At 71.4% G+C, this 12,901-nt stretch carries 8 protein-coding genes; 3 read left to right on the top strand and 5 right to left on the bottom strand.

Annotated elements, in window-relative coordinates; translation table 11 throughout:
• Positions 1–92: 92 nt before the first annotated feature.
• On the top strand, positions 93–2,057 hold the full coding sequence (gene acs / locus ACPPVO_RS01085; protein ID WP_426509283.1) for an acetate--CoA ligase: 1,965 nt from the start codon (positions 93–95) through the stop codon (positions 2,055–2,057).
• A 116-nt stretch (positions 2,058–2,173) separates the two neighbouring features.
• Here acs and ACPPVO_RS01080 read toward each other — a convergent pair whose 3' ends face one another.
• The 3 genes from ACPPVO_RS01080 to ACPPVO_RS01070 form a co-directional block, all read right to left on the bottom strand.
• Complete coding sequence (locus ACPPVO_RS01080; RefSeq protein WP_426509281.1) at positions 2,174–3,547, bottom strand: DUF1501 domain-containing protein; 1,374 nt, start codon at positions 3,545–3,547, stop codon at positions 2,174–2,176.
• A 22-nt stretch (positions 3,548–3,569) separates the two neighbouring features.
• Positions 3,570–5,558: a DUF1800 domain-containing protein gene (locus ACPPVO_RS01075; RefSeq protein WP_426509279.1), complete on the bottom strand. Its 1,989-nt coding sequence runs from the start codon at positions 5,556–5,558 to the stop codon at positions 3,570–3,572.
• A 256-nt stretch (positions 5,559–5,814) separates the two neighbouring features.
• Positions 5,815–6,936 (bottom strand): C45 family autoproteolytic acyltransferase/hydolase, encoded by a 1,122-nt coding sequence (locus ACPPVO_RS01070; protein ID WP_426509278.1) that lies wholly within the window; start codon positions 6,934–6,936, stop codon positions 5,815–5,817.
• A gap of 62 nt (positions 6,937–6,998) precedes the next feature.
• Here ACPPVO_RS01070 and ACPPVO_RS01065 point away from each other — a divergent pair, with 62 nt between their 5' ends.
• On the top strand, positions 6,999–7,922 hold the full coding sequence (locus ACPPVO_RS01065) for an alpha/beta fold hydrolase (protein WP_426509276.1): 924 nt from the start codon (positions 6,999–7,001) through the stop codon (positions 7,920–7,922).
• Positions 7,923–7,928: 6 nt separating this feature from the next.
• Here the strand turns inward: ACPPVO_RS01065 and ACPPVO_RS01060 are convergent, their stop codons facing one another.
• Together ACPPVO_RS01060 and ACPPVO_RS01055 are read right to left on the bottom strand one after the other, a co-directional pair.
• Complete coding sequence (locus ACPPVO_RS01060; RefSeq protein WP_426509274.1) at positions 7,929–8,294, bottom strand: hypothetical protein; 366 nt, start codon at positions 8,292–8,294, stop codon at positions 7,929–7,931.
• On the bottom strand, positions 8,291–10,441 hold the full coding sequence (locus tag ACPPVO_RS01055) for an SseB family protein (protein ID WP_426514492.1): 2,151 nt from the start codon (positions 10,439–10,441) through the stop codon (positions 8,291–8,293). The genes ACPPVO_RS01060 and ACPPVO_RS01055 overlap by 4 nt, the downstream gene beginning before the upstream one ends.
• A gap of 2,164 nt (positions 10,442–12,605) precedes the next feature.
• Here ACPPVO_RS01055 and ACPPVO_RS01050 point away from each other — a divergent pair.
• Positions 12,606–12,890, top strand: a complete 285-nt coding sequence (locus tag ACPPVO_RS01050) for a hypothetical protein (protein WP_426514956.1) — start codon at positions 12,606–12,608, stop codon at positions 12,888–12,890.
• Positions 12,891–12,901: the final 11 nt, after the last annotated feature.

Here is a 12,901-nt window from a genome sequence, read left to right as displayed (position 1 = left end):
ACAAAGTTTAGAGAAGAGGCGCCTTCTTTTCTGTCACACCCCCCAACTAGCCTCAGTGCGAGAGCTGGGACCACATCGAGGAGCCATCTGCGATGAGCGAGACCTTGGAAAACCTTCTCAACGAAACACGGCAGTTCCCGCCACCTGCCGAGTTCGCCGCCGCCGCCAACCTCACGGAAGGCGCCTATGCGGAGGCCCGGGCGGACCGCCTCGCCTTCTGGGAGCAGCAGGCGCACCGGCTGAGCTGGGCCAAGGAGTGGGACCAGGTGCTGGACTGGTCCGACCCGCCCTTCGCCAAGTGGTTCGTCGGCGGGCAGCTCAACGTGGCGTACAACTGCCTCGACCGCCACATCGAGGCCGGCCGCGGCGACAAGGTCGCCATCCACTTCGAGGGCGAGCCGGGCGACACCCGCACGATCACCTACGCCGACCTGCACCGCTCGGTCTGCCAGGCCGCCAACACGCTCACCGACCTCGGCATCGTCGCGGGCGACCGGGTCGCCATCTACCTGCCGATGATCCCCGAGGCCGCGGTCGCGATGCTCGCCTGCGCCCGCATCGGCGCCACGCACTCGGTCGTCTTCGGCGGCTTCTCGGCCGACGCGCTCAGCGGCCGTATCGACGACGCCAGCGCCAAGCTGGTCATCACCGCCGACGGCGGCTTCCGCCGCGGCAAGCCCAGCGGCCTCAAGTCCATCGTCGACGAGGCGGTCGCCCGCACGCCGAGCATCGAGAAGGTGCTCGTGGTCCGGCGCACCGGCCAGGAGGTCGACTGGGACGGCGAGCGCGACCTGTGGTGGCACGAGACGGTCGAGACCGCCTCCACCGAGCACACCGCGCAGCCGTTCGACGCCGAGCACCCGCTGTTCATCCTCTACACGTCGGGGACGACGGCCAAGCCCAAGGGCATCCTGCACACCTCGGGCGGCTACCTCACCCAGACGAGCTTCACCCACCACGCGGTGTTCGACCTCAAGCCCGACAGCGACGTCTACTGGTGCACCGCCGACATCGGCTGGGTCACCGGGCACAGCTACATCGTCTACGGGCCGCTGTCCAACGGCGCCACCCAGGTCATGTACGAGGGCACGCCCGACACCCCGCACCGCGGGCGGTTCTGGGAGATCGTGCAGAAGTACAAGGTGACGATCCTCTACACCGCGCCGACCGCGATCCGCACCTTCATGAAGTGGGGCGACGACATCCCCGCGGAGTTCGACCTGTCGTCGCTGCGCCTGCTGGGCTCAGTCGGCGAGCCGATCAACCCCGAGGCCTGGATGTGGTACCGCGAGCACATCGGCGGCGACCGCTGCCCCGTCGTGGACACGTGGTGGCAGACGGAGACCGGCGCGATCATGATCTCCCCGCTGCCCGGCGTCACGGCGGCCAAGCCCGGCTCGGCCATGCGGCCGCTGCCCGGCATCACTGCCGACGTGGTCGACGACCAGGGCCAGTCGGTGCCCAACGGCGGCGGCGGTTACCTCGTGCTCCGCGAGCCGTGGCCCTCGATGCTCCGCACGATCTGGGGCGACCCCGAGCGGTTCAAGGAGACCTACTGGTCGCGCTTCCAGGGGATGTACTTCGCCGGCGACGGCGCCAAGAAGGACAGCGACGGCGACCTGTGGCTGCTGGGCCGGGTCGACGACGTCATGCTCGTCTCGGGCCACAACATCTCCACCACCGAAGTCGAGTCGGCGCTGGTCAGCCACCCGAAGGTGGCCGAGGCGGCGGTCGTGGGCGCGACCGACCCGACCACCGGCCAGGCGATCGTCGCGTTCACCATCCCGCGCGGCGACGTCGAGACCGAGGGCGAGGCGGGCGAGGCCCTGATCCAGGAGCTGCGCAACCACGTCGCGAAGACCCTGGGCCCGATCGCCAAGCCGCGCCAGATCATGCTCGTGCCGGAGCTGCCGAAGACCCGCTCGGGCAAGATCATGCGGCGCCTGCTGCGTGACGTCGCCGAGAACCGCAGCCTGGGCGACGTGACCACGCTGCAGGACTCGACGGTCATGGACCTGATCTCGTCGGGCCTGCAGTCGGGCAAGTCCGAGGACTGACCTGATCGGGCCCCGGGCCGATTCGATCTGCGCGAAGCGTCATCGAATCGGACTGGGTGAAATGAAAAGGGGCGGCCCCCGGGACCGGGGCCGCCCCTCGGAACGCGTAGGTGGAGCTACGCGTAGATCTTCACTGGAGTGTAGGTCTGGCGCGGGAAGATCTGCCCGACCTCCGCGTCCGTCAGGCCGAAGCGGCCCTGCGCGACCGAGCCGAACACCGAGAACATGTTGTTGTACTCGGGCACATCGCCGTTGACCAGGTTGTCGAGGCCGTTCCACGTGCCCAGGAGCTTGCCCGCCAGCTTCTTGCCGGACAGCACGATCACGCCGCCGCCGTGGCCGTGGTCGGTGCCGCCCACGTTCTCGGCGACGCGCCGGCCGAACTCGCTGGAGACCATCACGGTCACGTTCGCCGCGAGATCGGTGCCGAGGTCGTCGAAGAACGCGGCCATGCCGGTCGCGAGCTCGCCGAAGTGCTGGGCGAGGTACCCGCCGCGGGTGCCCTGGTTGTCGTGGGTGTCCCAGCCGCCCATGCCGATCGTCGCGATGCGCACGTTGGCGCCGCCCTTGATCAGCTGCGCGAGCTCCTTGAAGGCGTTGCCGACGCCGGTGTACTTCACGCCCTTGTCCGGCGTGTAGCCCTCCTGGGCCAGCTTGCTGGCGAGCGTGAGCGCGTCGATCCCGGCCCGGACCGGGGTCGCGATCGGGTGGTCGACGCCGGTGAAGAGCGTCTTGATCGCATCGACGGTCGGCTGCTTGTACTTGCCCTCGCCGTTGACGTTCAGCGAGGCGACGCTGTTCAGCGCGAGGGCCCCGCCGCCGCCGACGAGCGACCGGGGCAGGGTCGAGCCGATGCCGACGGCACGGAACGCGGTACCGGGGCCGAGCTTGTCGGCCAGGTTGGTGAGCCAGCCCATGCCGCCCGTCTCAGCCGGCAGCCCGCCGAGCTGGCAGGTGTCCTGCGCGGCGAAGTGGCTGCGGTCGAGCCGGCGGTCGGTCACGCCCGGGAGGAACGCGAGCTGCCCGGCATCGAGGTACGTCTTCAGCGGCGCGAACGACTCGTTCAGCCCGAACCCGCGCTCCAGCGGGATGGAGGTGCTGTCCGGCAGCGTGAAGCTGGGCCGGACACGGTTCAGGGTCGCGTCGTTCATCGGCGCGAAGAGCGAGAGCGCGTCGGCCCCGCCGTAGAGGAACACGTGGATCAGCGTGCCCGTCGGGGTGGCCGCGAACGAGGCCTGCGTGGTGATGAACTGGCTCGTCGCCAGGGCCGTGGCCGTGGCCGCCGCGCCGACGAAGAAGCGGCGGCGCGTGACGCCCCGGCCGTCCTCCTGCTCATCCTCCTGGCGCGACAGCTCGAGGTACCGATCCCGGACGCTCTTCTGCTCTTCCTTCACGACCTCCGCCTCGGCCCGCAGGGCGGCCTCGAAGCGATTGGGACCGAGCCGAAGCAGGTCCGGGACCTCCGGGTGGAGCGAGTTGTGGTTCCGCACTGGCTTCTCCATGGTGTGCCGCCTACCGGAGGTGGTGGTGGGGAGTGGCGAAGATCGCGCGCACGACCGCCGCGATGCCGCCGTTGAACGTGGCGTCCACCGGGGTGGAGGCGGTCATCGTCAGGCTGACGATGTGCAGGATCGCGGTCTTGCGGTCGTTGTCGAGCGTGACGTTGATCAGCTTCTTGGTGAGCGCGTCGAGGTAGGCGCCCGCGGTGGCCGGCGGGTTCGGGATCAGCGCCTCGGGCTTGGTCCACGTGAACTGGCGCCGGCCGCCGGTGATCGCGGTGTACGCGTCGTTCCACTGGTTGACCATGGTGCCGGCCGAGGTCCAGGCGACGTACACGTCGGCGTACCCGTTCGGCGTCGGCAGCTCCATCGGCGCGTGGCCGAACTCCTCGAGCTTGCGCATGATGTCGCCGAGGCCCTGGACCATCGGGCTCATGTTCGTGTTGGTGGAGGTGAACGTCGCCGGGGCGTCGGCGCCGATCTCCAGCGCGCGGTAGGTGGCGGTGAGGTACTCGCCCGGCCGGCGCACCTTCTGCCCGACGGACTCCCAGAACTCCGTGCGCGACAGCATGGTCATCACCACCGCCGACATGTTGCTCTTCTTGTCGAGGTAGGTCTTGGCCATCGCGTCGACGAGGCTCTTCGGCGGGACGTCGGACACGAACCGCGTCGCGAGGTTCTGCGCCATGTACTGCGCGGTGTTCGGGTGCAGCGCGATGTACCGGAAGTACGCCTCCTGCACCGCCTCGCCGCCGGCCGCGTCGCCGTTCGGGTGGCTGAAGCCCATGATCTTCACGGGGCCGACGTAGTGCTGCTCCGGCCGGTACACGTACTGGTTGTCCCGAATGCTGCGCCCGGTCTGCAGCATGGCGGCCTGGCGCACGTCGGTCTCGTTGTACCCGTTGAAGGCCCCGACCGTGTAGAGCTCGAGGTTCTCGCGGGCGAGGTTCTCGTTGATCCGGTCCTTCGTGGAGTCCTGCTGGTCGAGGTAGCGCAGCAGCGCGGGGTGCTTGTTGGCGGCGACGAACATGTCGACGTAGTTGCCCAGCGCGTACTTGCGGATGACGTCGCGGTCGAAGGCCGCGCGGGTCAGCTCGTTGCCGTCGTGGAAGGCCGCGACGTGCAGGAAGTCCTGGAAGAAGTCGACCATCATCTCGAAGAGCTGGCGGTCGGAGAAGATCTGCTTGGCGATCGCGTACCGGACGTTCTGGTCGTCCGCGTGGATGCCCTTCTTGTCCAGGTCGTCGCGCTGGGCCTTGAGCTGGTCGTACGACATGGCGTAGGTGACGAGCTCGGCGTCGGCCTTCTGCTCGCCGCGGGTCAGCGCGATCGTCTCCGGCTTGAGCTGCTTGTCGATCCAGGCGTTGATGCCCAGCTTGTTGATGTCGCTGATGACCTTGGCGTTCGGCCCGAACGTGAGCCGGCTGGCCAGGTGGCGGACCGGGTCCTTCGTCGGCAGCACGGTGTTGGCCTTGACCACGGCGGCCTTGGCGGCGTCGGCCGGCGAGCCCTTCGAGGAGCCGGACGTGGGCGTGTTCTTGCGGATGCCCAGGCCCGCCTCGCCGTTCATGAGGCTCTGGTTCTGGTCGACGTACGCCGGGATCGTGTTGTCCACCGGCGCGTCGGCGGCGGCCGGGTCGGCGCCCGGGTGCGAGCCCTTGCCGAAGAACTGCGTCACCGCGTACGCGCCGCCGCCGATCAGCGCGGCCGCGCCGCCGCCGATCGCGATCATGGCGCTCCGGCGGCGCCAGCTGGACGGCGCCTCGTCGTCGTAGTCCTCGGACTCGTCCAGGTCAGGCAGGGCGCCGCGGCCGCGGGGCATGGCGTTCGGGTCGTAGAAGTGCGGGCCGGAACCGCCGCGATCGGCGGGCATCGAACCGTTGCCGCGCGGACCGGCGGAGCGGGGGTCGCCGTTGCCCGGCCGGCCGTAGCGACCGGTCTGGTCCTCGTAGCCGGACTCGTAGTACGAGTCGTCGGCATACGGGTCATAACGCTCGTTCATCTACAGGTCCCGATCAGAAGAATGGGGCGCGCGGTTGTCGTAGCGGAAGGTAGTGGCTGCTCAGGAGCCGTTCAACCGATGCTTGAAGCGCGCTGATCAGGACTTAAGACAATCCCGGTGACCCAAGGTCACCGGGTTTGTGACAACGACCTTGAATGCCGGTCTGAGCTGCTGAAACACTTGTAACAACAGGGCACTTAAGGAACGGTTTACACAGATACATTTAAGGTGCCGCTGAACTCTTGCGGTGTCCGATTCAGCCGGATTTGTCCATTCGAATGTGGCGGTACTCCACCCCGCGGCACGCCGGCCCGGGGGCGATCGATATACGGCGTTCATCCAGGTCGAGGACGAGCGTGAACAGCGACTCGGTTCGATCGGCGTCGTCGACCTCCTCGCCCTGATCGTGGCGGCAGATCGAGGCCGGGAACCCGCCGTGGTCGCACAGCACCGCCTTGATCCGCTCCTCGCCGATCGGCCCGGTCCCCAGCAGCCGGCGCGCCCGGGCCGCACGGAAGAACGACGAGCTCCCGATCGACTTCAGCGTGTCGACCGCGGAGAGCGCGCTCTCGAAGTGGTTCGCATGGGTGATCACGCCGTCGACCGGGTGCACGAATCCGACGTCGCCGGGGGCGACCTCGAGGTCGATCGCCTCGCCCGGGGTACCGCCGGGAAATGCCTGCCCCATCAGGAGATTGATGCTCGCGCCGCGCGGGACGGAGCACACGGCCCGGATGGCGGCCCCGAGGTGCGGCTGCTCGAGCGCGGCGCGGAGCAGCACGTGGTACGGCACGCCACCGTCCCGCCGGTCCCGGGTGGTACCGAGCATGTTGACGCACACGCCCAGCCCGGCGTCGTTGAGCCCGGCCTTGGCGAGCATGCCGGCCTCGGTGAGCGCGACCACCCGCCGCCCGTGCTCGTCGGTCGTGTCGAGCAGCAGCGCGTACGGCCGCTGGTCCGGGTGCCAGTCCCAGTTCTGCGCGAGCAGCGTGTGCCCGCTGGTGCTGCGCTCGCCGAGCACGGCCACCGCGGTGCACTCACCGGCCCCGGCGCGCCGGTCGCTCCCGGCGTCGTCCGGGTCGACGCTGTAGATCAGTTCCGTGCGCCCGTTGAGCGCGTATATCTCGTCGACATTCACGCGGGCGCCTTCGGCTACGCCGTCGAGCATTTCGGCCACCCGCGGGGCGTGGCGGTGAGACGCCACCCGGAACAACGCTCCGTAATCGCGAGCCCGCTGGACGTCAATACCGACCGCGGCGAATCGGGCCATATAGTTCGCGGTGTTCGCGGCAATTGCGAGGGCGGCAACCGAACCGTAGGTAGTCCCACACTTACGTGGAGTACCAATGGCGGAAATCAACGGCAGCGGCGGGAACATGGGCTGAACGCTAGCCGGTCGCCTGGCGTGATTTCGAGAGCGTTAGCCCTACGCTGAGCGGCATGAACCCAGCGGTAGACGACACGTGCGTCATGATCGACGGGCCGTGGTCGCACCGATTCGTCAGCGCCAACGGCAACCGATTCCACGTGGTGGAGGCCGGCACCGGACCGCTGGTGCTGTTCCTGCACGGGTTCCCCGAGTTCTGGTACGCCTGGCACAACCAGCTCCCCGCCCTGGCCGACGCCGGCTTCCGCGCCGTCGCCGTCGACCTGCGCGGCTACGGCGCGAGCGACAAGCCACCGCGCGGTTACGACGGGTACACCATGGCCGGCGACGTGGCCGGTCTCATCCGCGCTCTGGGCGAGCGCAGCGCCATCCTGGTCGGCGCGGGCTACGGCGGCATGATCGGCTGGGCGACCGCCGCCTTCCATCCGAAGATGGTCCGCCGCCTGGTGGTCCTGGGCGCGGCCCACCCCCTGCGCCTGCGCGCCGGCCTGGCCAGCGATCCGCGCGGGCAGCTGGCCGCGGCCAAGCCGGTGCTGCGCTTCCAGGTCCCCCGCTTCGAGCACGTTCTGACCCGCAACGACGCCGCCCTGGTCGGCGACTACCTGCGCCGCTGGGGCTCCCCCGAGTGGACCGCCCGGGAGTCGTACCAGGAATACGAGGCGTGTCTGCGCTCCGCAATGCAGATTCCGCAGGCGGCCTTCTGCGCGCTGGAGACCTATCGCTGGGCCGTCCGCTCGGCGCTGCGCCTGCAGGGGTACCGATTCGTGAAGCTCCTGCAGCAACCGATCACGGCCCCGACTCTTCAGCTGCACGGCGCCCTGGACCCGGCCGTCCTGCCGCGCACGGCGCAGGGCTCCGGCCGTTATGTGCTGGCCGAGTACGAATGGCGCCTGTTGCCGAATGCGGCCCACTTCCCGCACGTCGAGCAGCCGGATCTGGTGACGGGCGAAATCGTTCGCTGGGCCAAGGCCGGCTGACTCTTTCTATACGCGGTATTCGCGCACCTCACTGACTTCCGCGCGCGGGGCCCAGCCCTGGTACACGCCGTAGTCGAACTCTTCGAGGCCGAGCTCGGCGGCGGCGGGGGCGCGGCCGCCGGTGTACTCCACGCGGAACCAGCCCTCGTGCTCGCCCAGCACGATGAAGGGCTGATCGCGCCAGAGGCAGGTGGTACGCACGTAGACGAGGTCGTCGATCTCGCCGCGGGGCACGATGCGCCGGTACCGGCCCGGGCGGACCTCGTCGAAGCCGTCGCTCGCGTCGGGGCGGTACAGGCGCACGTCATCGCCGTCGGGGCTGGCCTCGTACTCGGCGCCGAGCCAGCGGGCCGCGTAGCCGTCGCGGATCACGGGATGGCCTTTCGCCAGGCGGGACCGTCGGCGTCGAGGCGCGCGATCAGGTCCTGCCGGCCGTCGCGGCGGAGGCGCCACAGCTCGGCGTTGTGCGGCAGGCGGGCGCTGTCGACCTTGAACTCGGCGATCACGTCGTTCGTCTCGCTCGGGGCAAAGCCGTTGCCGCGGAACGGCGGGCGCTCGATGACCCAGCCCTCCATGGCGCGCATGGCCTCCTGGGACGAGCCGCCGTACGGGATGCGGTACAGGTCGCCGCGGTACGCGATCCAGCGCAGGACGTAGGCCTCGTCGGCGTCCGGCTTGAACGAGGACCCGGCGTAGCCGAGGCCGAGCGCGTTGTAGATCTGCTCCGGCGTCTCGAGATGAGCGACCTCGCCGGCCCGGTGGACGAAGCCCGACACGCGGTCGTAGTTGCGCTCGAGGTAGTACGAGAGCTGCTCGGGCGAGATCGGCTTCTGCATGACCTGCTCGAGGGCGGTGCCCGGCGGCTCGTACGCGGGGCGCTTCTCCGGCGGCGGCTCGGGCGCGGCCGCCGGGGCGACGGGCTGCTCGTCCGGGTCGTCGGCGCCCAGGCCCATCTCGGCGGCCCAGCTCGCGAGCTGGATGACCTCGGCGCCGGGCAGCACCGCGCCGGACGGCGACTCCGGGTTGATCGCGAACGCCAGCTGGTCGCCGGGCGGCCACTGGCGGATCAGGCGCGCAAACTTGATCCAGCTACCGCGCGCGTCCTCGCCGAGACGCTCCGACATGCGCTCCTGCGACGTGAACACGACGAGGTGCGGCAGGCCGTTCATGTGCTCGGTACGCCAGTTCGCCGGCTCCACCGGCCCGTCGCCGGTCCAGAACGGGATCAGGACCTTGGCCAGCAGCAACGTCGACAGGAACCGGTCGGTGCTGTTGGCCTGGACGGCCTCGAACAGGTCCTTCTCGACCGTGTTCGCCGGGTGGAACTCGGCCTCGGGCACGCTCGCCTCGGGCGCCGGCGGCGTCACGACCTCGGCGTCGACGATCTCGTCGTGGAGCCGCACCGGCACGTCGTCGACGATCTCCGGCTCGTAGACCGGCTCGCTCTGGTACGCCCACGAGAACCCGGCGTCCTGGCTCTCCTCGGCGACGGCCTGGTACCCCGGCCCGGTGCTCGGCAGAGAGTCCTCGATCACGGGCCGGAAGCCCGGGCCGCCGGCCGCCTCGGTTTCGAGCTCCGCATCCGGCTTGGGCAGGTCCTGGACCACGGCCTGCTGGAAGTCGGGGCGCTCGGCCTCGCCGTCCTCGAAGAACGAGCGCAGGGAGGGGGACGGCTCGGGGGTGGGGCTCGGCTCGGCGTCGCGGGCCGAGCCGGACAGGAAGAACGAGCCGGTGTTCTCCTTCTCGTCCTCGTTCGTGGTGGACTCGAAGGTGCCGCCGCCCGAACGCGTGTCGATCCACGACGACTCCTGCCAGTCGCCGTTCTCGGCCGGGCGTGGCGTGGGTTCGGACCAGGTCGCGGCGGGCTCGGCCGGGGCGTCGACCGGCGGGTGCTCGGCCAGTGCGTCCACGCCCGAGGCGAACGAGGGCTGGGCCGCGTCGGGCTCGGAGCGGAGGTCGGCGAGCGCGGCGTACGGGTCGCGGATCGGCGGGTCGTCCGACCGGGACTCGGTGAACGCGTTGAACGGCGGCGCCGGCGGCTCGTCGTCGAAGAAGGGCCGCTGCGGGTCGCCGGGAGCCTCATCGCCATCGCCGAAGAACGACCGTGGCGGCTCCGCGGGCGGCTGGAAGAACGGCGACGGTACCTCGGCCCGCCCGGTGAAGAACGCCCCTTCACCGGCGGCATTCTCCGGCGGTAGCTCCGTCGACGGCCGCGCGTCCCAGGCGGAGAACGCCGGCTCGGACTGCTGCTGGTCGCTCGATGCGGTGGGCGCGCTGTTCTCCCAGGCGCTGCCCATCCACGAGCCGGGCGCGGGCTCCGATGCCTCGGCCTCGGCCTCGGCCTCGGCCTCGGGCTCGGGCTCGGGCTCGTCGGCGAAGAACGGGTGCTCATCGAGGTCGGAGCGCCCGAACCCGGCACTGCGCGCCCCGGCGGCGAGGTCGCCGAAGGGCTTGGCGGGGGTCTCGTCGGCCTCCGGGCTCTCGATGTCGAGCCGGCTGAAGCCGGGCCGATCGAACACGGGCCGATCGAACGGCAACGGCTCGTCGGTCTCCTCGGCGACCGGCGCACCGGACCCAGGCGCACCGGCACCGTAAGGCGCTCCGGAACCCCGCCCGCTGGCACCGTAAGGCGCTCCGGAACCCGGCCCGCTGGCACCGTAAGGCGCTCCGGAACCCGGCCCGCTGGCACCGTAAGGCGCTCCCGAACCGGGCGCGCCAGCACCGTAGGGAGCCCCGGAGCCGGGCGCACTGGCACCGAACAGTCCTGATCCCGGTACACCGGACGATCCGGAAGGCGCCGAAGAGGCGGGCGGCACCGACGGAAGATGCGGCGCGGCCAGAACGTCGGAAGCCGGCGGCGCGGGAGGCATCGCGGCCGCGGCGGGCTGCGACCAGGACTGGCCGCCGTTCTGCTCGCCGGACTGGAATGCCTCGCCACCACTGCGGGCCACGAGCCCGGGCCGCCCCGGACGCACGTCGGCCGACCCGGTCCACCTGGAACGAATCGGCTGCGTCGACTCACCGTGCGGCGTCGGCTCGCCCGGCTCCCCGGACACCGGCCGCGAAGAAAACGACTCACCGGAACGGAACGCCGCCGGCTCACCGGAACCCGGACGCGAGGGCAGCGGGTCACCCGAACGATAAGCGCCGGGCTCGGGCCGCGAAGGCAGCGGCTCGCCGGACCTGAACGCCGCCGGCTCGCCCGATCCGGGACGCGACGGCAGCGGGTCACCCGAACGATAAGCACCGGGCTCGGGCCGCGATGGCAGAGGATCACCAGGACGGTACGGAGCCGGGTCGCCCCCGGCCCGCGACGCCGCCCCACCCGGACCGGGCCACGGCGGAAGAACCTCGCCCGAGAGCGGAGGCGCGGGCAGCGGCTCACCGAACCCGGGCCGCGACGGCAGCGACTCACCCGGCCCGGGGCGCGTAGGAAGTGGCTCCCCCAGCCCGGGGCGCTCCCCCAGCCCAGGGCGCGGCGGCAGCGGCTCCCCCAGCCCGGGACGCGACAGCGACTCACCCGAACCGGGGCGCGAGGGCAGCGGCTCGCCACCGCCCGGTACGGGCCGGGACGGCAAGCCATCTCCACGGCCCGGACGCTGCGGCAACGTCCCGCCGGGGCGGAAGGCCGGCGGCGCATCGGCCTCGGGCCGCGAGGTCTGCGGCTGGCGCGTCGGCAACGGCGGCCCCGACGCGACCGGAAGGTCCGGCGGCGGCTGCCAGGCGGCCGGAATGACCGGCTCCGCGTGCTCGGTGTAGATCTCGCCGAGGCTGCGTGCGGGCTCGCGGCGCGGCCAGTACCGACGCGGATCCCCGTCGTCTTCCCCACCACCGGGCCGAGAGGGCAGCCCGGACTCGCCGCCACCGGGCCGCGAGGAAAGCCCGGAATCACCGCTACCAGGCCGCGAAGGAAGCCCGGAATCCCCGAACGGACGCGAAGGCAGGCCGGAATCGCGGACCGGACGCGGAGGCAGCCCCGGATCGCCAAGGGGCCGCGGCGCAAGACCGGACTCGCCCAGCGGACGGGAAGGAAGCCCGGAGTCGCCCACAGGACGTGCGGGAAGCCCGGAGTCGCCCACGGGACGCGAGGGAAGCCCGGAGTCGCCCACGGGCCGCGACGGCAGGCCGGAGTCACCGACAGGACGTGAAGGAAGCCCAGGATCGCCCAGCGGACGCGGGGGCAGGCCGGACTCGCCCAGCGGACGCGAAGGCAGCCCAGGGTCGCTGAGAGGCCGCGGCGCGAGACCGGGGTCGCCGCTGGCCGCACGCGATGGGCGGCCGGGAAGGCCGGACGACGGCAGCGTACCGTTGCGCCCCCGGTCCAGGTCCGTGAACAGCTCCCGCTCGCCCGGCACGTCCAGCGACTTGCGGTCCGAGTCGTCGAAGAGCCCGCGCGCGCCGGGGAACGACGCGCGGCCGCGGATCGCGCCGGCGCCCGGGGCCGGTGCGGGCGAGGTCGGGCCGTTCTCGGCCGGCAAGACCGGAGCAGGCGGCGGAACCGGAGCAGGTGGCGGAACCGGAGCAGGTGGCGGAACCGAAGCGGGCGGCGGAACCGGCGCGGGCCGGGCCGCGGCGAGCGGCGGAACCGGCGCCGGCCGAGCCGCGGCGGGCGGCGGAACCGCCGACGGGGGCGTGAAGGGCCGTCCCGCGGAGCGCTCGAAGTTGATCGGACGATCCGCCCGGGTGGGCAGGAAAGCCCCCGGAGGCGCAACATCCGGCGGCGGTACCTCACGCCGCGGCGGCACCGTCGACGCCGGCGGGGCCGAGGGGCCCGACTCGGCCGCCTTCAGGCGCTGGCGCTCGATCGGCGTGGGCGCGGGCTGGTTCGGCACGCCGCGCACCGGCACCTGGGCCGTCGCCCGGGTCCGCGAGGACGCCTGCTCCATGCGCGCCCGCGCCCCCAGGGTGCGGCCGGGCAGGCGAACGTCGCCGCGGCTGATCTGGGTCACGAACCACGACGGCAGGTAGCCCTCGACGGG

Origin of the sequence: Dactylosporangium sp. McL0621, assembly GCF_049995355.1 — a bacterium.
Taxonomy (GTDB): Bacteria; Actinomycetota; Actinomycetes; order Mycobacteriales; family Micromonosporaceae; genus Dactylosporangium.
This window is presented reverse-complemented; position numbering and strand designations above follow the sequence as displayed.

What these genes read in the sequence shown, in the direction of transcription:
- acs (WP_426509283.1), top strand. Translation starts at nt 93, where the DNA reads ATGAGCGAGACCTTGGAAAACCTTCTCAACGAAACACGGCAGTTCCCG.
- ACPPVO_RS01075 (WP_426509279.1), bottom strand. Translation starts at nt 5,558, where the DNA reads ATGAACGAGCGTTATGACCCGTATGCCGACGACTCGTACTACGAGTCC.
- ACPPVO_RS01070 (WP_426509278.1), bottom strand. Translation starts at nt 6,936, where the DNA reads ATGTTCCCGCCGCTGCCGTTGATTTCCGCCATTGGTACTCCACGTAAG.
- ACPPVO_RS01065 (WP_426509276.1), top strand. Translation starts at nt 6,999, where the DNA reads ATGAACCCAGCGGTAGACGACACGTGCGTCATGATCGACGGGCCGTGG.